The sequence below is a fragment of the Chryseobacterium sp. RU33C genome (assembly GCF_900156015.1).
Classification (GTDB): Bacteria; Bacteroidota; Bacteroidia; order Flavobacteriales; family Weeksellaceae; genus Chryseobacterium; species Chryseobacterium candidae.
In genome coordinates this window covers 165,838-192,656 of sequence record NZ_FTMT01000001.1, presented here as the reverse complement: position 1 = coordinate 192,656, position 26,819 = coordinate 165,838, and the positions used below count along the sequence as shown (strand labels likewise).

The 26,819-nt window shown below is 35.3% G+C and carries 25 protein-coding genes; 12 read left to right on the top strand and 13 right to left on the bottom strand.

Annotated features, from left to right (window positions below):
- Positions 1 to 110: 110 nt before the first annotated feature.
- From BW946_RS00875 to BW946_RS00860, 4 genes are all read left to right on the top strand, one after another.
- Entirely contained in the window at positions 111 to 1,298 is a 1,188-nt protein-coding gene (locus tag BW946_RS00875) for an FAD-dependent oxidoreductase (RefSeq protein ID WP_076594368.1), read from the top strand.
- A gap of 13 nt (positions 1,299 to 1,311) precedes the next feature.
- Positions 1,312 to 3,084 carry a flavin monoamine oxidase family protein gene (locus BW946_RS00870; RefSeq protein ID WP_076594367.1) on the top strand — a complete coding sequence of 591 codons (1,773 nt, stop codon included), beginning with the start codon at positions 1,312 to 1,314 and terminating at the stop codon, positions 3,082 to 3,084.
- Between the two features lie 293 nt (positions 3,085 to 3,377).
- Positions 3,378 to 4,517, top strand: coding sequence for a vWA domain-containing protein (locus tag BW946_RS00865; protein WP_076594366.1), 1,140 nt, complete (start codon positions 3,378 to 3,380; stop codon positions 4,515 to 4,517).
- Between the two features lie 62 nt (positions 4,518 to 4,579).
- Positions 4,580 to 6,034 carry a sigma 54-interacting transcriptional regulator gene (locus BW946_RS00860; RefSeq protein ID WP_076594365.1) on the top strand — a complete coding sequence of 485 codons (1,455 nt, stop codon included), beginning with the start codon at positions 4,580 to 4,582 and terminating at the stop codon, positions 6,032 to 6,034.
- A 76-nt stretch (positions 6,035 to 6,110) separates the two neighbouring features.
- On the opposite strand, the gene BW946_RS00855 is transcribed toward BW946_RS00860, so the two are convergent.
- Positions 6,111 to 6,518, bottom strand: a complete 408-nt coding sequence (locus BW946_RS00855; protein ID WP_076594364.1) for a YybH family protein — start codon at positions 6,516 to 6,518, stop codon at positions 6,111 to 6,113.
- Between the two features lies 1 nt (position 6,519).
- Positions 6,520 to 6,768 carry a hypothetical protein gene (locus BW946_RS00850; protein WP_076594363.1) on the bottom strand — a complete coding sequence of 83 codons (249 nt, stop codon included), beginning with the start codon at positions 6,766 to 6,768 and terminating at the stop codon, positions 6,520 to 6,522.
- A gap of 166 nt (positions 6,769 to 6,934) precedes the next feature.
- On the opposite strand from BW946_RS00850, the gene BW946_RS00845 reads away from it, so the two are divergent.
- The 7 genes from BW946_RS00845 to arsB all read left to right on the top strand — a co-directional run bounded on the left by BW946_RS00845 (position 6,935) and on the right by arsB (position 12,749).
- Positions 6,935 to 7,759 (top strand): AraC family transcriptional regulator, encoded by an 825-nt coding sequence (locus BW946_RS00845; protein WP_139325947.1) that lies wholly within the window; start codon positions 6,935 to 6,937, stop codon positions 7,757 to 7,759.
- 69 nt (positions 7,760 to 7,828) lie between these two features.
- A complete protein-coding gene (locus BW946_RS00840; RefSeq protein ID WP_076594362.1) occupies positions 7,829 to 8,950 on the top strand; it encodes an agmatine deiminase family protein in 1,122 nt (373 codons plus the stop codon).
- 126 nt (positions 8,951 to 9,076) lie between these two features.
- On the top strand, positions 9,077 to 10,018 hold the full coding sequence (locus BW946_RS00835) for a 3',5'-cyclic-nucleotide phosphodiesterase (RefSeq protein ID WP_076594361.1): 942 nt from the start codon (positions 9,077 to 9,079) through the stop codon (positions 10,016 to 10,018).
- 182 nt (positions 10,019 to 10,200) lie between these two features.
- Complete coding sequence (locus BW946_RS00830) at positions 10,201 to 10,530, top strand: ArsR/SmtB family transcription factor (RefSeq protein ID WP_076594360.1); 330 nt, start codon at positions 10,201 to 10,203, stop codon at positions 10,528 to 10,530.
- A 77-nt stretch (positions 10,531 to 10,607) separates the two neighbouring features.
- Entirely contained in the window at positions 10,608 to 11,081 is a 474-nt protein-coding gene (locus BW946_RS00825; RefSeq protein ID WP_076594359.1) for a DUF6428 family protein, read from the top strand.
- A 19-nt stretch (positions 11,082 to 11,100) separates the two neighbouring features.
- Positions 11,101 to 11,712, top strand: a complete 612-nt coding sequence (locus BW946_RS00820) for an arsenate-mycothiol transferase ArsC (RefSeq protein ID WP_076594358.1) — start codon at positions 11,101 to 11,103, stop codon at positions 11,710 to 11,712.
- 2 nt (positions 11,713 to 11,714) lie between these two features.
- Complete coding sequence (gene arsB / locus BW946_RS00815) at positions 11,715 to 12,749, top strand: ACR3 family arsenite efflux transporter (RefSeq protein WP_076594357.1); 1,035 nt, start codon at positions 11,715 to 11,717, stop codon at positions 12,747 to 12,749.
- 155 nt (positions 12,750 to 12,904) lie between these two features.
- Here the strand turns inward: arsB and BW946_RS21300 are convergent, their stop codons facing one another.
- Together BW946_RS21300 and BW946_RS00810 are read right to left on the bottom strand one after the other, a co-directional pair.
- Positions 12,905 to 13,072 carry a hypothetical protein gene (locus BW946_RS21300; RefSeq protein ID WP_170872033.1) on the bottom strand — a complete coding sequence of 56 codons (168 nt, stop codon included), beginning with the start codon at positions 13,070 to 13,072 and terminating at the stop codon, positions 12,905 to 12,907.
- 124 nt (positions 13,073 to 13,196) lie between these two features.
- The gene (locus BW946_RS00810) at positions 13,197 to 13,586 is read right to left on the bottom strand and encodes a hypothetical protein (RefSeq protein WP_076594356.1); all 390 of its coding nucleotides are present in this window, start codon (positions 13,584 to 13,586) and stop codon (positions 13,197 to 13,199) included.
- 165 nt (positions 13,587 to 13,751) lie between these two features.
- Here BW946_RS00810 and BW946_RS21860 point away from each other — a divergent pair, with 165 nt between their 5' ends.
- On the top strand, positions 13,752 to 13,910 hold the full coding sequence (locus BW946_RS21860; protein WP_083688752.1) for a transposase: 159 nt from the start codon (positions 13,752 to 13,754) through the stop codon (positions 13,908 to 13,910).
- A 553-nt stretch (positions 13,911 to 14,463) separates the two neighbouring features.
- On the opposite strand, the gene BW946_RS00800 is transcribed toward BW946_RS21860, so the two are convergent.
- The 9 genes from BW946_RS00800 to BW946_RS00760 all read right to left on the bottom strand — a co-directional run bounded on the left by BW946_RS00800 (position 14,464) and on the right by BW946_RS00760 (position 26,745).
- Positions 14,464 to 15,039 carry an OmpH/Skp family outer membrane protein gene (locus BW946_RS00800; protein WP_076594355.1) on the bottom strand — a complete coding sequence of 192 codons (576 nt, stop codon included), beginning with the start codon at positions 15,037 to 15,039 and terminating at the stop codon, positions 14,464 to 14,466.
- Between the two features lie 86 nt (positions 15,040 to 15,125).
- Positions 15,126 to 17,735, bottom strand: a complete 2,610-nt coding sequence (locus BW946_RS00795; protein WP_076594354.1) for a hypothetical protein — start codon at positions 17,733 to 17,735, stop codon at positions 15,126 to 15,128.
- A gap of 198 nt (positions 17,736 to 17,933) precedes the next feature.
- Complete coding sequence (locus BW946_RS00790) at positions 17,934 to 18,764, bottom strand: hypothetical protein (RefSeq protein WP_139325946.1); 831 nt, start codon at positions 18,762 to 18,764, stop codon at positions 17,934 to 17,936.
- Between the two features lie 701 nt (positions 18,765 to 19,465).
- Entirely contained in the window at positions 19,466 to 20,920 is a 1,455-nt protein-coding gene (locus tag BW946_RS00785) for a helix-turn-helix transcriptional regulator (RefSeq protein WP_076594352.1), read from the bottom strand.
- 409 nt (positions 20,921 to 21,329) lie between these two features.
- Complete coding sequence (locus tag BW946_RS00780; RefSeq protein ID WP_076594351.1) at positions 21,330 to 21,680, bottom strand: hypothetical protein; 351 nt, start codon at positions 21,678 to 21,680, stop codon at positions 21,330 to 21,332.
- Entirely contained in the window at positions 21,656 to 22,090 is a 435-nt protein-coding gene (locus tag BW946_RS00775; RefSeq protein WP_076594350.1) for a transposase, read from the bottom strand. The genes BW946_RS00780 and BW946_RS00775 overlap by 25 nt, the downstream gene beginning before the upstream one ends.
- 253 nt (positions 22,091 to 22,343) lie before the next feature.
- Positions 22,344 to 24,083, bottom strand: a complete 1,740-nt coding sequence (locus BW946_RS00770) for a hypothetical protein (protein WP_076594349.1) — start codon at positions 24,081 to 24,083, stop codon at positions 22,344 to 22,346.
- Between the two features lie 470 nt (positions 24,084 to 24,553).
- Positions 24,554 to 24,787, bottom strand: coding sequence for a hypothetical protein (locus BW946_RS00765; RefSeq protein WP_076594348.1), 234 nt, complete (start codon positions 24,785 to 24,787; stop codon positions 24,554 to 24,556).
- Positions 24,788 to 25,482: 695 nt separating this feature from the next.
- Complete coding sequence (locus BW946_RS00760; RefSeq protein WP_139325945.1) at positions 25,483 to 26,745, bottom strand: helix-turn-helix domain-containing protein; 1,263 nt, start codon at positions 26,743 to 26,745, stop codon at positions 25,483 to 25,485.
- Positions 26,746 to 26,819 lie beyond the last annotated feature (74 nt).

Sequence of the window (26,819 nt, the reverse complement as noted above, 5' to 3'; positions counted from 1 at the left end):
CAAAATTCCGAAAATAGTGAAGATCATTAATGATGGTACATTCCTCCATATTGATGTCTTTACTTTGGGGTTTCCTCCAATACAATTATAAAAATTAAAACAAATAACCTATGATTACAGAAAACTACGACGTAATCGTCATTGGCGGAGGAGCAATAGGACTTGCTACAGCTTATCATCTTGGCCAGCGTCAGGCTAAGACTTTAGTACTGGAACAATATACCTTTGTCAATCAGCTGGGAAGTTCTGCAGGAGTATCACGCCAGTTCCGTATTCCTTATCCTGATGAATATATGGTACAAATGGCTCTGGATGCACAGCCTTATTGGGACGAGCTGCAGAAAAAAACAGATACCCAGCTGCTTGATAAAGTAGGAACACTGTGGTTTGGTGACCCTGAAGTTCATTCCACCGAAGGGAATATTGCTGAAGCAGAAAAAGCTTTAAAAGCTTTAGGAGTTCCTTATACTACTTTAACTTCAAAAGAAATCGAAGAGCAGTATCATTTCAAAAACCTGCCCGATAATTACACCGGACTCTTTCAACCGGATGGTGCCAGCATCAATTTTAAGGCGACTATTGAAACACTTTTAGACCTTTGCCAGAAAGAAGAAACCGTAGAACTCAGAGAAGATTCTCCAGTACTTGAGATTAAACAAAACGGTGATCTTTTTGAGCTAACCACTCCCAATGGAATTTATATCGCTAAAAAACTGGCCATCATTCCCGGACCTTATATCAACAGTGTGATCAACTTGCTTGATTTTAAAATAGAAGCCACTTACTGGAATATGTCTTCTGCTTATTTTAAAAAAACAGATCCTTCTATACAGTATCCAACGTGGTTTGTATTTCAGAATGCAACGGGAGACAATGGCAATCAGTTCTACGGCTTTCCTTCCGTGGAATGGGATCATCCGGAATACATCCGTGTAGCACCTGATTTTGTGATCAAACCTTTGGATGAGCCAAGCGACAGAACATTAATTCCCAATCCCCAGGAACTGGCCTACACTTCCCAATGGATTGAAAATCATATGACTGGGCTAAGCATCATTCCTGAATATACTTCAACATGCCTTATCGCTTTAAGTACAATTCCCAATAAAGAACTGCTGATTGATTTTGCCCCGTCTTATATACCCAACCATAAAAACATTGTGGTGTATGCTACAGGATGGGCTGCCAAATTCACCCCTTTCTTAGGAAAAATTATGTCGGATCTTGCATTAGACGGACATACTGATTTTGATATTACTCCATTCCGATTAGGATATAAATATTTCTTAGCACTTTAAAAATTATAACATCATGAATCAAGAAAACGTCAATAAAAATACACCGCTCTATCCGGGCATGCAGCCTGATCTGAAGATAGAAGTAGCCATTATAGGTGCCGGAACTTCCGGACTATACACTGCTTTTCGTTTGGTAACAGACAATAAGTATAAAGGTCACGAAGTACAGATCTTCGACATGAGCGACAGATTAGGCGGAAGACTGGAATCTGTAATTATGCCGGGAATGAATTTCTGGGGAGAACTTGGGGGAATGCGCTATCTCACCTCTCAGGAAATTGTAACAACACTCATAGAAGGTTACCCGTTGAAAGAAGCAGATCTGAGCAAAAGAACGCCTGTTCTGAAAGATAAAATGACCCCTATCCCATTTCATATGGGAGAACCTGAAAAGCTTCTGATGTACATCCGGAAAGAACGTTTCAAACAGAATGCATGGACAGAAGAACAGAAACATGATAACAAACTAATCACACGCTATTATCTCAATGAAAATGATGAAGGATTCAGCTCCGATCAGTTATTCAATAAAATTATCTATAATGTTCTAATGGCTGATCCATGGGTAGCTGCCACCTATAAAGACCTGATTATTGCAGATCCTAATGGCTATGATTTTACTTTCAAACTGACCAGCCGCGACTGGGATGCAATAAAACCAAGAATGGTTTACAATTTCCCGGGTTCTCCCTATGACAAACGTCTGGTAAATGATATCGGTTTCTGGAACTTAATCAAAGATCAGGTCTCCCAGGAAGGCTACGAATTCTTAGCAAATGCCGGAGGATACTACTCTAACACAATCAACTGGAACTCTGCCGAAGCATTTCCTTATATGGTAGGAGACTTTTCTGCAGACACAACTTACAAAACCATTGAGGAAGGTTACGACAGCATTGCCTATGCAGTAGCCAACACGTATATGGAGTATGAAGGAGCACGCATCTGGTCTGAAAACAAACTGATTACTTTTACCAAAGATCATCATTTGACCGCTACTCATAAATACGAATTAACCTTCCTGAATATACAAAGCAACGAAACATGGAAAGTGTACGCTAATTCAATCGTATTGGGTATGCCAAGAAAATCACTTGAACTTCTGGATCAGAATAATTTCTTCTTTGACGCTAACAGGCATCAGAAACTGAACAAAAACATCCGTTCTATCATCATGGAGCCTGCCTTTAAAATCCTTATGGGCTTTGAACGCCCATGGTGGAGAGAACTGGGAATTGATTCCGGGCATTCCATTACAGATTTACCGATGAGACAGTGCTATTATTTCGGTACTGATACTGAAACCAAAAATTCAATGTTATTGGGAAGTTACGGTGATATGGAAACAGAAACATTCTGGAAAGCCCTATCTGATGATAAAGTTCTGTTTAAAGTAAGAGCTGCAAGATCTGCATCATTGGAAGAATTACATAAGTTTGACGATGTTCAGGCTACAGAATTAATGGTGAATGAATTGATGAACCAGCTTAGAGAACTGCATGGTATAGATATTCCGGAACCTTATGTAACCTACTTCAGAGACTGGACAGATGATCCCTACGGCGCAGGATATCATGCCTGGAAAGCAGGTTTCTCAGTAAAAGATGTGATGCCTTATATGAGAAAACCATTGGTGGATGAACAGATTCATATTATTGGGGAAGCCTATTCTGATCAGCAGGGCTGGGTGGAAGGTGCTTTCTGTGAAGCGGAAAAAATGCTTCAGACCCATTTTAAATTAGACTGGCCATACTGGTTAGATCCTGAATATTATTTAGGATGGTAATCTTGAATACATAATGATAAGATGATGTGTATAGATAAAGCTCCGGAGTATTTCGGAGCTTTATCACATTTAGGGATATAAGAGTTTTTTGATTTATAATCTGTACAATCTGAGGAGCATTATATTCTTATTCCATATCACAATCATTAGTATTTTCTATTTTTCTAAGGGAATCTTGAGATGATATTTTCCTAACTTTTCGGTTTGAAACGAATTAAAGAATACTTCAGACAATTCATTATATTATCTGAAATATTCAAAACCCAATAACTGCAAAATCTCTTTATCATCTTATGACAGATAAAAATTTTAATCCCGGAAAAGGATTTATATTCAGTAAACATGTGCCGGAAGAATTATCACATTTTGACCGGGTCTTTGATGTTTTTAAAGATTTGCTCACCCACACCTCCGGAGATATTGAAGAAGCCTTCGATTGGCTGGATATGCTTGATCAGGAATATGATATTTTCAGTGATGAATATACCCTTCAGGATTTTGAAGAAGACTTGAAAAAACGTGGTTATATCAAAGAAAAAGATCCTGAAGAAGGCAATACGGGAAGTGGAAAAGGTAAAAATATATTAACGCCTAAACTGGAAGCTGCCCTTCGTGAATATGCGCTGGATCAGATTTTCGGAAAACTGAAGAAAAACGGAGCGGGAAATCACCGTACCAACAAAACAGGAATTGGAGATGAGCGTGATGGCGAAAACCGTTCCTTTCAGTATGGAGACGACCTTGCTGCCGTGAATATGACGGAAAGCCTGAAAAATGCACAGATCAACAACGGAATTTCAGATCTGCGCCTTACAGAAGAAGACCTCATCGTAGAAGAGACAAAACATAAGGCTCAAATGAGTACTGTTCTAATGATCGACATCAGCCACTCTATGATTTTATATGGTGAAGACCGGATTACTCCAGCCAAAAAAGTAGCGATGGCACTCGTGGAATTGATTAAAAGAAAATATCCGAAAGATTCCATTGATATCATTGTTTTTGGAAATGAGGCATGGCCCATTAAGATTAAAGATCTTCCCTATCTGAAAGTAGGCCCTTATCACACCAATACGGTAGCCGGACTTGAGCTGGCCATGGATATCCTTCGCAGAAAAAGAAATACCAACAAACAGATTTTTATGATCACCGATGGAAAACCAAGCTGTATTCAGCTACCCAGCGGTGAGTTTTATATGAACAGTTTCGGCTTGGATGAAAAAATTGTTAACCAATGTTTCAACAGAGCAGCACAGGCAAGAAAACTGAAAATTCCGATCACGACATTTATGATTGCACAGGATCCTTACCTCCGTCAGTTTGTGGAAGAATTTACAGCCCAGAACAAAGGAAAAGCATTCCTCACCGGACTATCTGGTTTAGGACAAATGATTTTTGAAGATTACGAAAAAAACAGAATAAGAAGAATATAAAGGTCAGATTTCAGACTTTAAAGCATTACAATAAAATCTTACCCGATAAAGTATTACAAGAAATGAAAAACGATATTACATTTAAAGAATTAAAAGACTCTGGTTATACTCATAAAACGATTAATGAGGAAATTCAGGCCAATTTAATTGCCAGGATTAAAGCTAAAGAACCTGTATTTGAAGGACTTTGGGGTTATGAAGACACCGTAGTTCCCCAATTGAAAAAAGCCATTCTTGCCGGCCACCACATCAATTTACTGGGACTGCGCGGACAGGCAAAAACCAGAATTGCAAGAAGCATGGTTAATCTGCTGGATGAATATATACCCATCGTAAAGGGATCAGAAATTAATGACAGTCCTTTTCATCCTATTTCAAAATTTGCCAGAGATCTGATTGCTGAACTGGGTGATGAAACCCCAATTTCCTGGGTGCACCGTTCTCACCGTTTCTACGAAAAACTGGCTACTCCCGATGTGAATGTGGCTGACTTAATTGGGGATATAGATCCTATTAAAGCCGCTACCTTAAAACTGCCCTATTCCGATGAACGTGTTTTACACTACGGAATGATTCCGCGTGCGAACCGTTCTATTTTTGTTTTAAATGAATTACCGGATCTGCAGGCCAGAATTCAGGTTTCCCTGTTTAATATTTTACAGGAAGGAGATATCCAGATCCGTGGATTCCAGCTGAGAATGCCGCTGGATATTCAGTTCGTTTTTACCGCTAATCCGGAAGATTATACCAACAGAGGAAGTATTGTAACTCCACTGAAAGACAGAATCGGATCTCAGATTTTCACCCATTATCCAAAAACAATAGCTCTTGCCAGACAGATTACAGAACAGGAAGCATTGATTTCGGCTGAAGATAAAGCACAGATCCAGATTCCTGATCTGGCGAAAGACCTTTTGGAAGAAGTTGCTTTTGCGGCCCGTATCAGCGAATATGTAGACGCGAAAAGCGGTGTCAGTGCACGTCTTACCATCAGTGCTATGGAAAATTTAATGGCAGCAGCCAAATTACGTTTAATTGAATCCGGTGCAGAAAGAACTACTGTACGTCTGCTTGATTTTATGTCGATCATTCCATCCATCACAGGAAAGATCGAGCTGGTATATGAAGGCGAACAGGAAGGAGCAGATTATGTTGCCAAAATATTAATTGACAAAGCCGTAATGACCCAATTTGAAAGCCTCTTCCCGCGTATTTCAAAACTGGAAAAAGAAGGGATCAAAACACCATACACTGACCTGATCAGATGGTTCAACAAAAATCATTTAGAACTCAACTACAATGATACGGATGAAGAATTCTATGCTAAACTTGATCAAATAAAACCTTTGACAAATGTAGTGGAAGAAAATGCCTCTGAATTGAGCAAAGAAGATCAGAATTTCTGCAAAGAACTTGTATTATGGGCATTAACCATCAGCAATAAAATTGATAAATCTGAAAATCAGAATGCATTCACTTTTGATTCTCCGGGGATCGGGCAATTCTTACGTAACTAAAAACCAGTAAATAATATTAAAATAAAACCTTCAGTTGATCTGAAGGTTTTTTATTTTTTAAGAAACAAGATCATTTTTATACCAGGTTATCATTTTTAAGTACTGCAGAACCAAAAGGATTGTCAACCAGCCATAGCCACTCTCCTTCTTCATTTTTCTTCATGATACAGGAAGTATTGCCGGTCATATGAATAGGATGCCCATCAGGAGCATTTCCCGTCATTTCCCATTGATCCTGCCACATGGCAAGATCATTCACAACAGTTATATGTGGAGTTTCACCCTGAATATCCATTTTTAAACAGCAAATTTCATGCATCGCCAATGCTATCTGCTCAAGTCCTCTCAGCTCCCGCCCATCTATGTCAATATAAACGGCATCAGGATGAAAACAGCTTAATGCACCTGCAGCATCTCCGTTTTTTATACAGTGACGGAAATAGGCTACAGCACCTGTTTCTGTTTTTCTGTCAAAGTCCTGCATGTTATTTTAAATTTCTGGAGTTTAATTCTTCTTCCAATTGTTTCTTATTTTTATTCCGGCGGCTAACAATAGAACCTACAAAAAATAATGGCAAAACCGTCAGAAATCCGAAACCGCCAGTTATGGTACTATAAACCGAAATACCTACCATTAATCCCAGGAGTACAGCATTGAGAATGTTATTGGATTTCATTTCTTTTTTCTTTTCTAATAATTCATGGTCGGTTAATTGTGAAAATCCTTTTTCCATGGTTTATTTCTAGTTTTTGGTTGTATTTTGTTTTTAAAATGGTAAAAATGATCGTTTACAGATTTATTTTTACCGAAAGCTAAAATACAATATTGCTAAGACATTTTATTATTTCTTTTATTTGTACTTTATTTCAGCCCCTGTATTTCTAAAAATACTGAAGCTTATGGAAGACCACCTGAATTGTATTTACAGAGTTATCAATTTCATGGAAAAGAATTATGACCACCCTGTTTCTGTAAAGGAACTGGAAGATATTTCACATTATTCTTACCGGAATATCCAGCGTATTTTCAAATACAGCTGCGGAGAAACAATAGGTGCTTTCCAGCAAAGATTAAAAGTAGAAAATGCCTATAAACGTATTCTTTATACCCAGGAAAATCTCACCTCCATTGCCATTGAAGTGGGTTTTGCCAATATCGCTTCCTTTTCCAAAGCCTTTAAACAACATTTTGGGATCTCCCCTAAAGCTGCAAGACAAAGTAAAGAACAGCTCCTTTGTGGAGATGCCATCATCCCTATTGCCTCGGAAGTCCTGCTGGAACCCGAAATTGTATATCTGAAGCCTGTGCAGGTATATTACCAGAGCATTAACACCTATTATAACAATGAAGAAATTGAAATCCTGTGGGAAAAATTCATGGAGAATGATTTCCCTGGCTCAGGAGCAGAATATTTCGGAGTTATAGCCGATGAACCTTTAATAAAAACTGAAATCAGCTGCCGGTATGACGCTTGTTCGTCTGTTCAATCCGGAGATAAAAAGCTTCCTTCAAAAATGATATTCGGAGGCAAATACGCCCGCTTTACCCATTCCGGAAGCTACGAAACAATAGACGACACCTATACAAAGATCTATTCCCGCTGGATTTTTAATTCAGGTCTTGAGTTTTCACACACTCCTATCATCGAAAAGTATGAAAGGCATGCTGAAAACGAAGATGATCAGGAAAAGCAGCTGACCTATATTTTATTACCTTTGAAGTAAGTTGTCAATTTGGGACAACTTTAAGAAAAACAATCGATCTAATTTTGCTCTGTTAAAAATAGATCAGTTATGCAAAAAAAGAAAACTATGTTCCCATTATTACCTCTTCTTCTATTATCCTGCTCATCAGCGGAATTAACAGAAATACCGGGTATGGTAAATCCGGAAACAACTGTTTACAAAATGCCTGAAGAATCAGCTCCCCATGAAGGAACCTGGCTTCAGTGGCCACACCAGTATCAATATGGAACTACCTACAGAAACCGTCTGGATGCCACCTGGATAGCAATGACCAGAGAGCTTGTAAAAAATGAAAAAGTTCACATTATTGCTTATAACAATACAGAAAAGAGTCGTATTACAGGGCTGCTCAACACTGCAGGAGTTCCTCTTAGCAACATCAACTTCAAAATTTATCCAACGGATGATTTCTGGGTAAGAGATAACGGCCCTATTTACGTAAAAGATCAGAACGGACAGTTATTTATTCAGGATTGGGGGTTTAACGGCTGGGGAAACAAGGCAGATTACAGCAAATGTAATGCAATTCCTTCTAAAATATCAGCAGATACAAACATTCCAAAAATCAATCTTAACTCAGTGATGATCAATGAAGGAGGAAGTGTGGAAATTGACGGAAACGGAGTTTTGATGGCCTGCAAAAGCTCTATCCTGAATAATAACAGAAATCCTGGAATGACCCAACAACAGGCAGAAGCTATATTTACTAAAAATCTCGGAGTAACCAAATTTATCTGGTTGAACGGAAAAGCCGGCCTTGATATCACAGACATGCATATTGACGGGTTTGCCCGATTTGCCAATTCATCTACCATTATTACAATGACTCCCGATGATCTTGCCTACTGGCAGGTTTCCAATGGAGATATTGATAAACTGTATGATGCTACCACAAAAACCGGAGCGGCTTATCAGTTTGTAAAAGTGCCTTTAACAAGAAATGATGTCATTACTACTTACGGAAAAAATGTAGGTCGTGCCTCTTACATCAATTATTATATTGCCAATAACCGTGTACTGGTTCCTAATTATAATGATCCGAATGATGCGGTTGCCAACCATATCATCCAGCAGCTGTATCCTGGCAAACAGGTAGTTGGAATTGATTGCCGTAACTTATTCGCCAATGGAGGAATGGTTCATTGTGTAACCCAGCAGCAACCTCAGTAAAATAACAGTCAAAATAAAGCCTGCTCATTTTCCGCAGGCTTTACAGATACAGGGCTTCAATCCTCAGAAAATAACGTAAATTTGCTTTATCCATCCCGAAAAAGATGGTTTTCTATTATTCGTATTATGAAAAAAACAGCACTTTCTTTATTGGTTCTTCTGAATATTGTTTGCCAGGCACAAAATTTTGATGTCATTCCCTTAGGAATATATGGTGGTGAGCAGGAAGACAATTTATCATCCTATCTGGTAGGCACTCCGAAAGACAATGCCTTTCTCTGCCTTGATGCGGGTACCGTAAATGCAGGAATCCGAAAAGCAATTGAACTGAAAAGTCTTCAGGGATCAGCAGAAACAGTTCTGAAAGATCAGATAAAGGGATATTTTGTATCACACGGTCATCTGGATCATTTATCAGGCCTTATCATCAATTCTCCGGCAGATTCCAAGAAAGATATTTTTGCTATAGCTCCTGTGATTCAGATTTTACAGAATCATTATTTTATCACAGATACCTGGATCAATTTTGCAGATCAGGGACAAAAACCCATCCTTGGAAAATACCATTACAATGAACTTCAGGAAGGAACCGAAATTCCCGCACCTAAAACACCTTTTTTCATCACAGGCTATGAACTAAGCCATGTAAATCCGTATAAAAGCAGTGCTGCATTGGTAAGAAGAGATGATCACTATTTGCTTTATCTGGGAGATACAGGTGCAGACCGTATAGAAAAATCTGACCGTCTGGATCACCTTTGGAATAGGGCAGCTCCTCTTGTTAAAAAAAGACAGCTCAATACCATATTAATTGAAGTTTCTTTCCCCAACAGCCAGCCGGAACATCTGCTTTTCGGACATCTTACTCCTCATCTGCTGATTGAGGAATTGAGCAAACTCAAAGAAAAGACAGGACAAAGCAGCCTTGAAGGTCTCAATGTCGTAGTTACCCATAGAAAACCTACAGGTGATAATCCTGAACTCATCAAAAAGGAATTATTGAAAAACAATCCTTTAAAAATAAATTATATCTTCCCGGAACAGGGTAAAAAGATTAGTGTGCCATAACAACATGCCAAAAGATGAAGTCTGCTTCCGCTTCATCTTTTTTATTTTCAACGTTACATTCATGACAGAATGATTTTAAAGCAATAAAATTCAATAACTTAATTCTATATATCTGAAATTAACAAGTTTTTTCATGGTTATATTAATTTATCATCGTAATATTGCAATATAAAAATAAAACAATGGGAGTTACTAAAACAGAAATTTATACAGAAGAACAAAATAAGCTGGCTTCTCTTCTTAAAGTTTTGGGACATCCGGCGAGAATCGCAATTTTACAGTATATCATTAATCAAAAAGCATGTATCTGTAATGATCTCGTTGAAGAACTCGGATTGGCTCAGGCCACCATTTCGCAGCATTTAAAAGAGCTGAAGAATATTGAAATTATTAAGGGTTCAATTGAAGGAAAGTCAATTTGTTACTGTATTAATGAAAATACCTGGAAACAGTTTCAGAATGAATTCAACCTGTTTTTTAATCAGGATGTTACTATAAAACAATGCTGTTAAAGGCATTTTTTTAAATAAGTACATCGTAATATTGCAATATAACATTAAAAAATTATAACACTCAATTTTAATCTATTATGAGACTATCAGAAATCAAAGAAATTCTACCTGCACTGGAAAATGTTGAATTTCAATTAGAAAACGGAAGTTTTGTTCCTGAACATTTCCATGTAACAGAAGTGGGGCAGATTATAAAAAAATTTATCGATTGCGGCGGAGTAATCAGAAATGAAAAAACAGTCAGCTTCCAGCTATGGAATGCGGATGATTACGAACACCGTCTGAAACCGGGAAAATTACTTAATATCATTCAGCTTTCCGAAGAAAAACTTGGAATAGAAGACTCGGAAATTGAAGTTGAATATCAGGGAGAAACGATTGGAAAATATGATCTTGAATTTAACGGAAAAAATTTCGTTCTGAAAAACAAAACAACAGCCTGCCTTGCTCAGGAAGCCTGCGGAATTCCTGCTGAAAAACAAAAGAAAAATCTGTCTGAATTATCCGTAAACTCTACATCAGCCTGCACTCCGGGATCAGGATGCTGCTAATTAATTCTATTAAAATATCATGTATCAAGAATTAGTAAACACGGTTCAATCTCTGAAATGGGAAAATACAGATACCGCTAGAAAAGAGATTCTGCAGCCATTGATCAGCTTTATTCAGCAAAAAACAGATAACGGCAAAGAGGTCAATCTGAATTTTATCTGTACTCACAATTCCCGCCGAAGCCATCTGGCACAGATATGGGCACAGGCAGCCGCTTCTTTCTTTGCGATTCCGGAAGTTCACTGCTATTCGGGAGGAACGGAAACAACAGCATTATTTCCTAAGATCGCAGAAGTTTTAGCAGAACAGGGCTTTTCGGTTTTCAGCATTGCTGCCACAGCCAACCCAGTATTTGCAATAAAATATGATGACAACAGCCTTCCATTGATAGGTTTTTCAAAAAAATACGACAGTCCGTTCAATCCTGTATCCGGTTTTGCCGCAATTATGACCTGTTCGCAGGCAGATGGCGGATGTCCTTTTATTCCCGGTGCAGAAAAAAGAATTCCGATCACATTTGAAGATCCTAAGATTTCAGATAACACACCGGAACAGGGAGCAATATATACTGAAAGAAGCTTACAAATTGCACAAGAAATGTTTTATGTTTTTTCTAAAATCAAAAGATAATCATGCAGCCCAGATTACAATTTCCTGACCGTTATCTTACCTTATGGATTTTTCTTGCGATGGGTATAGGGATTGCTTTGGGACATTTTTTCCCGTCTATTCCTACTCTTATCAATTCACAGTCGGTTGGCACTACTAATATTCCTCTGGCAATAGGACTCATTTTAATGATGTATCCGCCATTGGCTAAGGTTGACTACTCTCTCCTGCCATTGGTTTTTAAAGATAAAAAAGTAATTGGAATTTCCTTATTGCTCAACTGGATCATTGGTCCGGTTCTGATGTTTGGTCTTGCCATCCTGTTTTTAAGACATCAAGTTGATTATATGGCAGGTTTGATCCTCATCGGCCTGGCCAGATGTATTGCCATGGTGATTGTCTGGAATGATCTCGCTAAAGGTAACAGAGAATATGCAGCTTTGCTGGTTGCTTTAAACAGTATCTTTCAGGTATTTACTTATAGCTTTCTGGTATGGCTGTTTATCAATGTACTTCCTTATCAACTGGGTATCGCAAGTTTTAATGTAAATGTTTCCATGAAAGACATTACAGAAAGCGTATTGATTTATCTGGGAATTCCTTTTCTGGCAGGCTTTCTCACACGGTATTTTCTGATAAAATCAAAAGGTGCAGACTGGTACAACAGAAAATTTGTGCCTAAGATATCTCCTGTTACACTGTACGCTTTATTATTTACCATCGTACTGATGTTTAGCTTAAAAGGCTCTAAAATACTGGAATTACCAATGGATGTAATTACAGTGGCTGTCCCATTGGTTATCTATTTTGTTTTGATGTTTTTTGTAAGTTTTATCATCAACAAAACATTGAAAATCCCTTATGATAAAAATGCGTCTATAGCCTTTACCGCTACCGGAAACAATTTTGAACTGGCCATTGCTGTTGCAATTTCGGTCTTTGGAATTCATTCACCGCAGGCATTTGTAGGAGTAATTGGTCCTTTGGTAGAAGTTCCGGTATTAATACTTCTGGTAAAAGCAAGTGTACTATTGAAAAGTAAATGGTATCATGATTGATATGAAAAGGTGAAGAACAAAAGCCAAACTGAAAGTTCTTCATCAAAGTAACGATCACTGATATGTATCAGAATTTCTTTAAATTCGTGTATAATATATTATTTTGAAAAGTCAGATTGACTTTAATATTTAACTCACGGATATATTATCGAAAGTTACCTTTTTTTGAACCACCAATTATCATTAAAAAGGGTAATCTTCAGGCCTATTGCAAATGAACTTCTTCGTATCATATTTTCAAGATCAGCACTAGCATAAGATCTTTTAAAGCCATAGTTATACATTCCGTAGGCTTCCAGAAAATTATTGATTGTATACCCCATACCAGCGTTAATAATAAAATCCTGTTTGATAATATGATATTTGGAATTACCATTATCATCATTCAGCCGCCATAATACAAATGTAGTTTTGCCTCCTGCAAGAAAATAAAAATTTTGCTTGTAATTAATTATCTAAGATCATATACTTTTTAAGATTAACACCACCAGAAAAAGACTGAAATGAAAGATTATTATATTTATTCATTTCTGTTGGAATGGATACTTCTATCAAAGGTTGTAAATATAAATCAGCAGAATCGAATACATCATTTTCTGATAAGGCTACATCTGTAGAAATAATAACATTAAAGGTGTTTAAAAATGATTTTTTAGCATCATTAGATCCTATTGCCAATTCATAATTAATACCAGCATTCCACTTTACATACTGGCTACGCCAATCATTTTCCTGTGATTGCAGCCGGTTAAATATAATTAATTGAATTAAAATACATATTCTTAAGAACAAGAATTTTCTACTCTTTATAAAATAAAAAAGGTAATGGAAAGTCATAATTAAAAATTAAATTTAACGGGTGTTCAATGCAAGAAAAGAATAAAACAATTTTCAGAAAACCGAAAACAAACACTTGATTGACAAACAAATACCACTTATGCTTTGTGCCTGTAAAATCAGTATAAACCCTTTAAAGAAATTTCCATGAGTGGATAATATTCTCTGGGATGGTTCTACAGGTTTAAACTTCATGTTTTTACCAACAACAAAGGCAGAATCATTGATTGTAAGATGAATGCTGTAAATGGAGATAACAGAAATCCACTGCAATATAAAACTTCACTAAAACTTTATGGTAAATGGTTTGAGGACAAAGGATAGATTTCATTTTTCAAAAACTGGTAATTCCGGCGTTTACCTTATCAATTAAAACATCCCCGTTTTTGTTTTTAAAACTGCATCTGTTTTTTACTTTGAAAATTATAGTAATACACAATAAATAAATTATTCGTTTCTATGTTTTATGCATCATTTAAAAAAGCAGCCAAAACATATCCCAGATTTTGGCTGTATTTTATAATTGTGTTTTTGAAAGAACGGGATATTATAATTTTTTAAATGATTGTCCGCTATAATATAGTGTTAAACTGGATGATTTAAAGATTTAAAAAATCACAATAAGCAGATTTTAAGTGCTATTAGAGATTGCGATTTTACAAAAATTGTAATTATGTAAAAAGACGGACAATCATAATTTTTAATTACATAGAATTGATTTTAATCATTTGTTTTTTGAATAACATTTTCTTTAGTAATAATTGATATTCAACATATTTACCAAGCATTTTTCGGTAATTTGAAATAACCTCCTTAACGCTAATAAATACAACTTTTAACAACATTAATGAGAAAACGATAAAAGCCTATTGTTTTTTTATTTTAAATTTTTAACAATAATATCTGTAATATCTTTTTCTTTTTCATAATATGCAATTGCAACAGCCATAGCATCTATCTTAAGCAATATATCTATTTTATTTTTCCTGCAATAATTAGAAATTTCCTGTGCTGCCTTATCTGTAATAGAACCTACTTTTTGCTGATAGATCTCGCTATATTCCAGCTGTTTTGCCTGGATTTTTTTCTCCAAAAGCCTTGCCTCTTCTACTAAAAGTTCATGCTTTTTTTTATCAATGTCTGATAATTTGCTTTTAACATCTTCTGAATTGTCAGAAGCTGGAAGCTTATACGGTTTAAGCAGCTGGTTTTCTTTATTTATAAGGGCTTCCTGCTCTGCCTTTATTTCGGCTACAAACTTTCGGTTGATATCATCTGTCTGTTTTTTAGCTTCTGTGTAGCCCGGTATGTTTTCTAAAAGCTTTGCTTCGTTGATAAAAGCGGTTTTCTGAGCTAAAAATAATTGATAAAAAAAACAAAAAACCAGTACAAATAAATGTTTTACATTCTTCATCATTAAATTGGGGTTATAAGTGTTTATAATTGCTTTCATTTAAGATAATAATTTAAATGATTTGTTACACTTTATGTAAAAGGAAACATACCCTTATGAAAAGGAATACGCTTCAATAACTTAAACTATTTTGTTTCATATGTAATCCAAGATCCTTTCAGACTTACATTATGAGCCTTGTTATCATTGCTACTATTAGTAGATAAATTGGTATATCGTAAATATAAATTCTTTGTTACCGGACTTGTTCCGTTAGTATTATCTATGGTATAAACATGTGAAAAACTAGTTCCATTACTCTGCAAAACAGGAGTATTATTTACCAGACTTGTTGAAAAACCAAATTTTTCCACTCTACTGATATTAGTCGTATCATCAGCTAAGATAAATGCTCCTCTTCCCCATTGCTGTCCTGCGATAATATATGGTTCGGATTCTACAAAAACGTTAATCACAACAAGTATTTTACTTCCTGCAGGCGCCGTAATGCTTTGAATAGTGCGTAAAGTACTAGTACTACCTAGGGTTACAACATTATCCATATCCCTAATATTTCCCGTGGATCTTATACGCAAATTATCCAAATTAACTTTCTTTACATTGCCATTGGGTTCAATTAACAAAAATCGATCATCATTATCAATAGTTCCTGAAGCCACTTGTCTTATCCTGATATTCCCATCAATATCTAATTTTCTACTTGGCTGATTGGTGCCAATACCGACATTACCATCATCTCCAATATGCATTCTTTCAGCATTGTCGGCTGAATAAAATTTCGCAATCGCTTTACCAGCATCTTGGTTTTGAACCTGCAAACCACCTGCATAAGTAATTAATTTTCCAATATTCAATGCTCCTCCTTGTATATTTAGTTTTGAAGAACTTACTGGATTCCAAGTACCAATTCCTACGACACCAGATCCATTGATACTAAAATCGTTTCCAAAATTGTCAATATTTGTTTTTTTATTAAGTACTCCTCCCAACTGAATTGTACTACCATCTTTGCTAAGCCCGTTATTAGCCGGATTATCAACCCCTAAGGATACATTTACTTTATTCACGTTTCCATTAGGACCAATTGCTAAAAGGCGGTCATTCTCATTAAAACTAACTTCCGGCATTTCTCTGATCCTGATATTCCCATCAATATCTAATTTTCTACTTGGCTGATTGGTGCCAATACCAACATTACCATCATCTCCAATATGCATTCTTTCAGCATTGTCGGCTGAATAAAATTTCGCAATCGCTTTACCAGCATCTTGGTTTTGAACCTGCAAACCACCTGCATAAGTAATCAAATTTCCAATATTCAATGCTCCTCCTTGTATATTTAGTTTTGAAGAACTTACTGGATTCCAAGTACCAATTCCTACGACACCAGATCCATTGATACTAAAATCGTTTCCAAAATTGTCAATATTTGTTTTTTTATTAAGTACTCCTCCCAACTGAATTGTACTGCCATCTTTGCTAAGCCCGTTATTAGCCGGATTATCAACCCCTAAGGATACATTTACTTTATTCACGCTTCCATCAGGACCAATTGCTAAAAGGCGGTCATCTGAACCAAAAGCCATCAGTGGGGTTTGCCTGATTCTTACTGCACCATTTACATCTAATTTTTGAGTGGGTTCATTAGTTCCTATCCCTACATTTCCGTCTTCATCCAATCTGAACAATTCATTATTAGTGTTACTATGCATTGTCACAACCGGCTTTAATGCATCTTGATTTCTTACCTGCAAACCACCCGCTTTATTCGTTATCTGTCCTCCTACCTGTAAGGCTCCACCCTCTACCAATAGTTTCGCACCTGCCACCTGGCCTGTACTACCAATAGCTAGACCATTAGTTTGTGGAATATTTATAGTAGATGTACCATTTATTGTTGTGTTTTCGATTAATGTGCCTCCTAATTTCACGTCATTTCCTGCCTTAATCAACCCGTTACTGGCAGCTATATTTACACTTGGCGGCAAATCTACCGAACTAGATACACCATTTACATTGCTGGTAATTGTATTTCCTGTTCTGGTAATGACGTTGGTAGTAGGTGCTACCGAAGGTAAATCTACCGAGCTTGATACACCGTTTACATTGCTGGTAATCGTATTGCCTGTTCTGGTAATGACATTGGTAGTAGGTGCTGCTGAAGGCAAATTAACCTTTGCCGAAATGCCATTAATTGTTGTGGTAAGCTGATTCCCTGAAATCGTATTGGTGAGTGAATTGATAATAGGGGTGGCAGCAGAAGATACACCATTTACTGTACTGGTGAGTAAATTGCCATTACTCGCCAACAAATTGCTTGTAGGACTGCTTATTTGTTTCCAGGTGCCTCCATCAATTGTTTTGGAACTATTTTCATAATACCAGTATCCAGGCTTTAAGATTCCTTGTGTTTTACCTATCCCTGCTGTGCCTCCATCTTTGGTATTGTAAACGATCATCCCATCGTAATAGGTCGGGTAATTAGCAGGAAATCCTAACGGGGCAATACCATTACCAAATCCAGTAAAAGTAGACAGATCTGTTCTTGGAAACAGAAGTCCCTTTCCTATAAAAGAGCTTTTATTAATGGCTTCATCTGAAGAAGCATCTATAAAAGCAGAACTATTACTAGCAGCAATTAGTGTGTTCGAATTTACTACCCTTACCTGGGCAAAAGAAAAACTTGCTGCGGTAATCGTAAGTATTGTTGAAATAAATATTTTTTTGTTATTCATTGTAATTATTTTTTCTGATTATGTCTTTTCTGGTATAGCTCTAATTTTGAAGTGATTGCTGAAAATAAAAAGCCGTTATAATTTTTTATAACACTTTTAATCACATCGTTTAATTCTATATGACATTAAGCTGATAACCAGTTTTTTGATTTTTGATTGAAAAGAAAGACTTCTTATTAAAACTAAGAGTAGTAAAAGCTAGAAGGCTGTTGTAACTCGTGACCATTTGTTACCGCCATTAGGTCCTAAGAAAACAAAAATCGCTGCAGTTTGAAGTCCAAGAACGCCTTTTTGCTCTCTGATGGCAGTAGAAGGAATAACATCTAAATTACTCACTGTAGATGCATTTGACACATAAATTGTTTTACCAACCTCTACTCCTGTAGTTGGTAAAGTAAGTTGGGCATTACCTGTGGTCATTTTATTAAATAATATAACATCCCAATCATCTGCCGCATTATATATGAAATTACCTGTTTGTTCTGGAGTAATTTTCTTAACGGTAGAGGGTAACGGGTACGATTTGGCCGTTCCATCTGAAGCTAATACCATCATCCTGTCGGTTGCTGCTGATTCTACTGTTGCACCGTCAACACCAATTACACCTGCCCTTGGCACAGTCCTAAACCTAACATTGCCATTTACATCCAGTTTTTGGGCAGGCGAACTCGTTCCTATTCCTACCTTACCTGTACCTGTGCTACTGAATATCATATTAAAATCACCTAGTGCTACATCCGTACTTTTAGACAAACTCCCTCCCAATTGTACATTATCAGCGGTTATGTTAAGTCCGTTGTTCGCAGTCAATGTAGTTGATGTCACACCCGATCCTACCTTCATCCACTTATTAGCAATTCCATCAAAATAATAGTAACCGGTAGAAGTAATAAATTCTCTTTGTCCTAAATTATTTCCAAGAGTAGCCTCTGTAATGTATATTAAAGCACCCGTCTGGTCATTGCCATAAGTAACCGTTTTTTGTGTAAGTTGTTCTCTGGTAAGACGAGGTGCCTGTAACCCCGTCATATCATTTGCAGTTGGTTTCCCATTTACGTCAAATGTTGTTTTCGGATCTGTAGTGTTAATACCTATCCTACCTTCTTGCGCATAATACAAATTGGCAGCAAGTATTGCTACAAACATTACTTTTTTTCTCATTCTTTTAGTAATTTTTTTGATTAATTAATATTTATTATTGTGTTTTTAATGGCAACTTTTTTAGATCATTTTTAGATAAGGCCTGCCATTTTATTATAAACTTATTTTCACGACCAATTAATGTAATCTTCTGTAATTCTTATTTTTCATTCAACTTTTTCGTAGCTAATATCACTTTTATCAAAGAAAAGTTGAGGCTGCTCTCAACCTCTACATTTCTTTCTAGTATTTTCCTAAAGCAAATTTGAAAGACAGAAAACTGATCAGTATTATTATGCGCCAACTTTGCAAAGTGTGACTTTCTGCCTGAGTAAAAAATGTGACAGTTAACACTGCTGTTATGTATTCAACTCTTGTTCATGATTTCAGACAAAAGCGTTATGAAGGCAAAAAAAATTATAAAAAAAATAGATAGCATTCGTTTAAAAATTAGGGTAATTAAAGATTTGACTGTTTAATATTCTGTATTAGAAAATTTTCGTGCAAAGAAACACCCATTGTTATTCATCTGCCTAAAAAGCAGCTACTCAAGGAGTACTCTTTAATGCAACTCTTTGATTATCAACTCATTAAACACCATTAACATATTGGTTTATCCAGACTGTAAAGTCTGTTTCATTAGAAAGTTTGAGCTTTTTCCGAAGATTATAACGTTTATTTTCTATAGTTCTTAAAGATTTAAATGTATAATTAGCGATTTCCTTACTGGAAAAGCCCAGATAGATATAAGCACACAAAATCAGCTCCGACACTTTAAGATTGGGATCAAGAATTAGCATCTTGTTTAAAAAATGAGGATATGACTCCTGAAATTTCACCCAAAACAGAGGATCATTTTTCTTTGCATAATCAACTACTTCAAGAAAGGATTCATTTACTTTTTGCTCCAACTCAAGAAGCTTATGCTTTTTTTCAGATAGATCATGCAGATATATCTCTTTTCTGTCTTTAAATTTATTTACCATATAAACAGCCAGTAGTATCAGAAAAACCGTAGCAAAGGAAGATATTAGCAGGACATTTCTTTGCAGCTCTATGTTTGTTAATTGCTCTTTTCTTAACAACATGATATCAAGTACCACATCCATATTTTTTCTCCTGATATCTTTCTCTTTTTCTTCGTTTCTAATATATTTTTTCAAATATTCATCATGCCTAGCATCATTATTCAAAAAAGCATAGATACTTGCAATATCCTTATATATAGTTGAGGTGTATTCGCTTCTCAACTTATACTTTTCTATAATATCAATAGATTTCAGATAATAATTTAAAGCTATCTTTGGATCCGAAGCATTGTAATACTTTCCAAAACCATAGTAGCATGAATACAATTCTTCTTTATGGTATTTGCAGGAAGTCCTATAAGATTTAACCAACAGAGAATAGGCTCTTTGCCTGTCATTTTGTTTTATATCACGCAAAGCAGTATTGATATAATAATCTATATAATAATCATAAAAATGAGATTCAGCAAGACTGAAAAGAAGCTCTTCTTCCTTTTTCTCATAGAACGTAAGCGAGTCTTTATTTTTAAGCAGGTCGTGTGTCCGTAAAAGCTGTTGATAATTACGAAGAATGTACGATCTGGCATTACTATCCTTTTTAAAGTTTTTTAAGACATTAACAGATTTATGGCTGCTTTTAAGAGATTCCTTATACATATTTAACTGAAAGAAAACATCCGCATCTACAGTGTGCAGAAATGATATTATATAAAACTCATCATCAGGGCAATACTTAAAACCAATATTGGTGTAATTCAGTGCAATCTTATGTAATCCCATATTGGCACTGCTGGCCGCTAAATAAGCACAGCTCTCTGCCAGATATGGCTTATGATTTATTTTTTTTGCCAGTTCAAAGGATTTGTAAGCCAGTTTAAAAGCTTTCCTGTCATCAAGTTCATCCAAAGAAGAGCCCGCTTCCTGCAGATTTTTTTCAATCTGCTGCTGTTTCTTATTCTGAGAGAAAAGGCTTAAAATTGAAAATATAAAATAGATATTAATAAGTTTTGATATCATATGGTTTTTCTAAAATTAAAAGGGGAGATGGTTTTTCTAAGCCCCTGCGCATATATCCATATGCCATTCAAAATGACATCACAAGCTCATTTTGAATACGGTGTTATCACAGCTCATCCTGCAATAGCGAAATTGACTAAATAAATTTCTTAAAATAATAATACCTAAAAAAAGAACTGCAGAATTCTTCAGGAGCGAAAAAAGGATTTCCCGAGGGAAAAGGAAATCCTGGAAGTTCTTAATAATATTGCAGCAAATACATCCACTGGCTTACATAGACTTTAGACATTGCTCAGTGAAAGATGGGATCCAATGATACATTGAATCCCGGTTTGCTATCAGTACTTCTTTTTAATGTGTGCATTTTTAGAATCATATCATCTTTTAAATACCTATTGAAAAAAAACATTCAACAGATGTGGCGATATAGTTTTTTCCATTTTGAAACGGTATTTCTACTGAGTCTGTATTTATTGGCAATCTGGGTATTATTCAATTTGTTATCATTTTGAAATTTCAAAATTTTTATAATACTTTCTTTATCATAGGAACGGCACATCTGATCAAACATTTCACCAGCTTTATCCTTATTGCCAAAAATGATTTTATTCAAATGAATAATATCAATTGCATACAGCGGCTTCTTATCAAGCAAAGACCTGCATTCTTCAAATTTATGAGGAAATTTTTGTTCAATAATATCCTTGTATATTTTTTTATAGTTTGGGCTTGTTTTTACTTTTTGTATTTTTCTATCCATTTGTATAATGTGGTTTTGGGAATTCCATATTCGTCAATAATCTGAGTCTTGGTCTTCTTTTGGGTTTCTATGAGTTCCAGTATAAAGTAAATGAGCTCCTGGGTATATAAACTCTTTCTATAAACAGGCAAAGCTGATTTCTGCTTTTTTATATGACTCTTTTCCTGCTGTACCTTTGCCGGAGGAGAGTATAATATCAGGTGCTGTGAGTACAGCCTGAAAAAGTCGTATTCCAGAAGCTTACTCCATCTCAAAATGATATAGGCTTCCAGACTTTCAGACTGATACATTTCTTCGATTTCTTTGTCGGAACATTTTATAAAGTTACAGATACGGGATGACTCGATATCAAGTTCTGAAACTTTCTGGTGTATAATAGAACCAATATGTATGTTTTTAATATCTATCATTGATTTCTATAAAAGTATTATGTTATTTAATAACCTGAATCCGGGATAAGAACATTCCATTTTAATCAACATGGAAGATGGCAGTCTGAAGCAGGAAACTATTCAGTTGATAAAGAATAGCTTTTCTACATTTTATTCTTTTAAACATTCATATCATTATATTTAGTAAATAAAGAGACTGACGGCAACTTCCCGATTCAAATAGTTTGAATCTTAATTTTCTTAAACAGAATTCAGGCTAAATATTATTTAACTAAGGTACAGGTACAGGTGCTGTAGCTGCTGTACCCGAGCTCGATCCTGCTAAATTTTGATTTACAGGGGAATTAGTAACAACTTGATTGTTCCTTATAATTAAGGTATTGATTTTCCATGTACCATTCACTGTTCCTGTACCGTTATTGGCTGTAACATTAGGAAAATCGGCAGACAATCTCCAGGTGCCATTAGAAATAAATGCATATACATTCTGCGATGTAAAACGAACAGGGGTTGTCAAAGTAGTTAGCGGCTGGTCAAAAACAGAACCCACTATCACTAAAGTATAATCTGCTGAAGGAATCATTGTATTATAATTTGATACAAAGTCTCCCGCAACATTAGTCAGCTCATAGGTTTGATAATAAAATACCTTTTCTGACTGAGATCCCTTAAAAACCTGACCGGTTGTATTATCTATGGTTAAAAATGCCGAATTTGACGACTCTGGTTGGTTTGCCAATCCTTTTACAATAAGAGAAGGTTGAGTACTTGAATTTTCAATATGAACTTTGGCAACAGGAGTATTTGTTCCTATTCCCATTTTACCGTCTTCTCCAATATGTACAACTCTGGTTCCTTCACTTGCTGTAAAGGTAGCAATAGGTTCTGTACTGTTAGTATTTCTTACACTAAAAGCTGACCCCGTAAAGGTAGACCCTATGGTAAGTTTTTCAGCTATTCTGGCAATCCCATTTACATCTAACTTTTGAGTAGGAGCGGCTGTACCTATACCTATTCTATCATTTGTTGCATCTACACTAAACGTAGTGCCGTCTACATTAAGAACATCTATACCAGTCCCTGCAAATTGCATTTTATTGGCATTGGTAAGACCAGAAACTATGGTGTTTTCAGTCAGGGGACCGCCTAGTTTCACATCATTGCCTGTTTTAGTCAAACCGTTGCTGGCAGTTGGCTGTAATGATGCTATGGTAAACTTCTTAGCTGTTCCGTCACTATCCAGAACCATTATACGATCAGTGTCCGTAGTGGTAGAAGAATTTGGTACTCCTCTAAATCTTACATTACCATCTACATCTATCTTTTGGGATGGTGAATTCGTTCCAAATCCTACATTTCCATTTTCATTCAATCTGAACAATTCACTATTAGATGTATTATACATTGTTGCTACAGGTTTTAATGCGTCTTGATTCCTTACCAGCAAGCCACCAGCATAATTTGCCATCTGTCCTCCTACCTGTAAGGCACCTCCCTGTACCAATAATTTTGCACCTGCCACCTGACCTGTGCTACCAATGGCTATACCATTGGTTTGTGGAATATTGATCACAGATGTACCATTTATTACTGTATTTTCTGTTAATGTACCGCCTAATTTTACATCATTGCCTGTTTTAGTCAAACCATTGCTGGTTGTAATGTTGGGGACATCACCACTGGTTATCAATTTGGTCCATTTAGTTGTTGAACCGTCAAAATAATAAAATCCGGTGGTATTAATATTGGATGCCTGGCCTGTTGCTGTTCCTGTAGAAGCATCATCTATGTATATCAGTGTGGAGGGCTGTATAGAAGCTGTTGTCATACTCAAAGCTCTCTGTCTGTCCAATCTGGGGATCAGCAAACCATCCGTACCTGTAGAGGTACCTACCGCATTTTTTGCGGTTATCTCTAATGTACTTTTTGGACTAGCAGTATTTATACCTACCTGTCCACTAATTGCTATGTATGAAAAACAAGCAATGAGGGGGAAAAGTGTTTTTCTCATGTCTTTAGGTTTTTTGTATTGTTATAAAAAATAGATAAGAATCAATAATTTTTGAAAATGGCAGGTACAATTATCCAACAGCAATTAATTGGTATTTTCTCTAAGTGTACATAATATTCTCAATTAATAGTAATAAAAGTGTTTAAAAGAAGACTACTAGATTATGATAGCTTTAAAATTTGGACAAACATTTATTTATTTTATAAGAACTCACACTGAATCACATATGTGAATATATTTTTGTTGTAAATAAAGGATGTACAAAATCATAGAAAGACTGTGTTTATTCACTATAAACATATTTTAGTTCTTACTCTTTTGAGCAGGTCTTTATCTTTCATATACAGATTGAAGATTAAAAAAATCAATATAGATTCCGAAAGACAAACCTTTGAAAATCAACATATAATAAATTATCTAAGTTCAGTTTCATTCTTTCTTAATTCCTGAATATTCTTATTTAGATCACTTTAATATGTCGTAGTATTAATATTCATAACTCCTAATCCAATTTTCATGGGTTTGAGCAACTGTATAGGTGCTGTCAGGATATGCAAATCTCTTTGTTTATCAATGGAAATAAATTTTGAATTTTCATTTGCAATGTCAAATTTTTGAGTTTCACCAGATAAATTTCTACCTACTTGTCCATTGTCTTTTATATAGGATAGAGCGCTTATTTTCGACAAAAAAAATATTTTCATTTTCTTAATTGTATTTGTCGTTGTAAAAGTACTTAGAGATGGTATCCTTTTAAAAAAAAACAACACTTAATAAGTACCCGAAATTTAAAATCCTCATAGTAAATACTTTACACAATAAAAAAGTAACAACTAAGTACTCCGTACGTACGTAATTTTGTTTAGTAACTTATAATAGCCAATACGATAACTTGAAAAATTTACCTGAAATGGCAACCTGGAATCGATTTATTTATAGCATGAAAAAAACAATGAATATTTTTCAATTAACTATAGCTTTTTGCCCTTTTTCAGAACCAGCTTAAATTTTTATTTTTTTAATGCTTATTAATGCTCTAAAAATATGAGACATTTTCTGATAATTTCTAACAGAACCATATGGAATGTAGGTTGTAGATAAGTGTACAGCTCTTCTGTCCGTTGACTGTTGACTTTATAAAGATTCCGGATAGCGATGGACAGCCAGGAATTTTATCATAGCAATTCCAGCCAAGTGATATATCTGGCTTAAATATTCATTGGTGCCGTAACAGAAAATCTTTTACACAGAGATTTATTGAATGACTGCTTGACAGTAAGCTAAAAAAATAACTTTACAGGAATAAGAATGAGGCATTATTGAAATTTTCCATTTCTTTCTAGCTCTCAATAAGCTAATTTATTTTTTCTATCTTTTCACCTTTTTCAGTACAGTGCTTTTATTCTTGTAAAAAAATATTTTTCAGCTCGGTATAGAAATCATAATCAGTCTTTAATCCCAGCTTTTTTCTTAAAGTATATTTTCTTGTTTGTATCGTACGATATGATCTAAAGGTATAATTTGCAATTTCCTTGGAATTAAAATTAAGATATATATATGCCAGAAGAACAAGCTCACTGGAGGTAAGATTACGATTAATTTCTAAAAGCTTTGAGGTAAAATTGGGATATAAGGTCTGAAACTTTTCAAAAAACAATGGGCTATTATTCTTTGCTTCCGATAATATTTCGTCCAGAGATATTTTCAGTTTTTCTTCAAGTTCCCGGGTATATTGGTTACTGATGATTAGCTGATTTTCTCTCTCATTCAACTGATCTTTGCTGGACTTATCAATCTTTCGATGTTTAAAAAATAAAATAAAAAATACTATCAGAGAAATACCCGTAATAATACATGCTATAAGAAATAAATGATATTTGCTGTCCTCATTTTCCTGATTCTGTTCTTTTAGAATGCCATTAACTGCAGACTGAATACTCTTCTTATCTAATTCCTGAAGATTTTGATGCTCTTTAAGATATTGATCCATGTATATTCTTTCATTTTTCTCATCACCAATAATCCCATAGATAATCGAGATTCTTTGATTAAGATCTTTGGAATCAAAAAGATTTGCTTCATTATACTTTTTCATATCACTTAACGCTGATTTATAAGCATTTATAGCATCAGAATATTGTTTTTGCTTATAAAAGTATTCCCCAAAAGCTTTAAAGGCACTGGATCTTGATATATTTTCCTTTTTTAAAATCTGATATGATTTATTGTAATAGTATACTGATGAATCTTTTTTGCCTGTTTCATAACATATATAACCTTTTATCAGATAAACATCAGTAATTTCAGTCCAGTTATTTTTTTCCGCAAATTTTTCGTAAATATGAATTGATTGATTGATATACTTTTCAGCATATTTAAATTCACCTTTATAAAGATAAAATGAGGCTAACCTTGCATTAATCCGGGAAGATATATGATTAGAATAGATATCATCTTCTTTCTTTGAAACCAGATCAAGAATTTCCAGATATTCTTCCAGCTCCTGGTCATATAATCCCAAAACCAGAAAATTAGAAGCTTTTATCTCTTTGAATAATGTCTGAATCTCTATGTCTTTTTTTGCAGCTGGCTCCCTAAGTCCTTTTTCAATATACAAAAGACTTTCTTTATTAAAGTTCAATTGTTTAAGGCGGCTAGCCATTTGCAGATATGTTTCACATATCACCCGGGAGTTATTCGTTTTTTCAGCTAATAAGCTAGCTTTTTTAGCATAAT

What these genes read in the sequence shown, in the direction of transcription:
- BW946_RS21300 (WP_170872033.1), bottom strand. Translation starts at nt 13,072, where the DNA reads ATGGGGTATACAATCAATAATTTTCTGGAAGCCTACGGAATGTATAAC.
- BW946_RS00785 (WP_076594352.1), bottom strand. Translation starts at nt 20,920, where the DNA reads ATGATATCAAAACTTATTAATATCTATTTTATATTTTCAATTTTAAGC.
- BW946_RS00835 (WP_076594361.1), top strand. Translation starts at nt 9,077, where the DNA reads ATGAAAAAAACAGCACTTTCTTTATTGGTTCTTCTGAATATTGTTTGC.
- BW946_RS00830 (WP_076594360.1), top strand. Translation starts at nt 10,201, where the DNA reads ATGGGAGTTACTAAAACAGAAATTTATACAGAAGAACAAAATAAGCTG.
- BW946_RS00770 (WP_076594349.1), bottom strand. Translation starts at nt 24,083, where the DNA reads ATGAGAAAAACACTTTTCCCCCTCATTGCTTGTTTTTCATACATAGCA.
- BW946_RS00765 (WP_076594348.1), bottom strand. Translation starts at nt 24,787, where the DNA reads ATGAAAATATTTTTTTTGTCGAAAATAAGCGCTCTATCCTATATAAAA.
- BW946_RS00775 (WP_076594350.1), bottom strand. Translation starts at nt 22,090, where the DNA reads ATGATAGATATTAAAAACATACATATTGGTTCTATTATACACCAGAAA.
- BW946_RS00865 (WP_076594366.1), top strand. Translation starts at nt 3,378, where the DNA reads ATGACAGATAAAAATTTTAATCCCGGAAAAGGATTTATATTCAGTAAA.
- BW946_RS00855 (WP_076594364.1), bottom strand. Translation starts at nt 6,518, where the DNA reads ATGCAGGACTTTGACAGAAAAACAGAAACAGGTGCTGTAGCCTATTTC.
- BW946_RS00825 (WP_076594359.1), top strand. Translation starts at nt 10,608, where the DNA reads ATGAGACTATCAGAAATCAAAGAAATTCTACCTGCACTGGAAAATGTT.
- BW946_RS00760 (WP_139325945.1), bottom strand. Translation starts at nt 26,745, where the DNA reads ATGGCTAGCCGCCTTAAACAATTGAACTTTAATAAAGAAAGTCTTTTG.
- BW946_RS00780 (WP_076594351.1), bottom strand. Translation starts at nt 21,680, where the DNA reads ATGGATAGAAAAATACAAAAAGTAAAAACAAGCCCAAACTATAAAAAA.
- BW946_RS00875 (WP_076594368.1), top strand. Translation starts at nt 111, where the DNA reads ATGATTACAGAAAACTACGACGTAATCGTCATTGGCGGAGGAGCAATA.
- BW946_RS00800 (WP_076594355.1), bottom strand. Translation starts at nt 15,039, where the DNA reads ATGAAAGCAATTATAAACACTTATAACCCCAATTTAATGATGAAGAAT.
- BW946_RS00850 (WP_076594363.1), bottom strand. Translation starts at nt 6,768, where the DNA reads ATGGAAAAAGGATTTTCACAATTAACCGACCATGAATTATTAGAAAAG.
- BW946_RS00795 (WP_076594354.1), bottom strand. Translation starts at nt 17,735, where the DNA reads ATGAATAACAAAAAAATATTTATTTCAACAATACTTACGATTACCGCA.
- BW946_RS00820 (WP_076594358.1), top strand. Translation starts at nt 11,101, where the DNA reads ATGTATCAAGAATTAGTAAACACGGTTCAATCTCTGAAATGGGAAAAT.
- BW946_RS00860 (WP_076594365.1), top strand. Translation starts at nt 4,580, where the DNA reads ATGAAAAACGATATTACATTTAAAGAATTAAAAGACTCTGGTTATACT.
- arsB (WP_076594357.1), top strand. Translation starts at nt 11,715, where the DNA reads ATGCAGCCCAGATTACAATTTCCTGACCGTTATCTTACCTTATGGATT.
- BW946_RS00790 (WP_139325946.1), bottom strand. Translation starts at nt 18,764, where the DNA reads ATGACGGGGTTACAGGCACCTCGTCTTACCAGAGAACAACTTACACAA.
- BW946_RS00810 (WP_076594356.1), bottom strand. Translation starts at nt 13,586, where the DNA reads ATGACTTTCCATTACCTTTTTTATTTTATAAAGAGTAGAAAATTCTTG.
- BW946_RS00870 (WP_076594367.1), top strand. Translation starts at nt 1,312, where the DNA reads ATGAATCAAGAAAACGTCAATAAAAATACACCGCTCTATCCGGGCATG.
- BW946_RS00840 (WP_076594362.1), top strand. Translation starts at nt 7,829, where the DNA reads ATGCAAAAAAAGAAAACTATGTTCCCATTATTACCTCTTCTTCTATTA.
- BW946_RS00845 (WP_139325947.1), top strand. Translation starts at nt 6,935, where the DNA reads ATGGAAGACCACCTGAATTGTATTTACAGAGTTATCAATTTCATGGAA.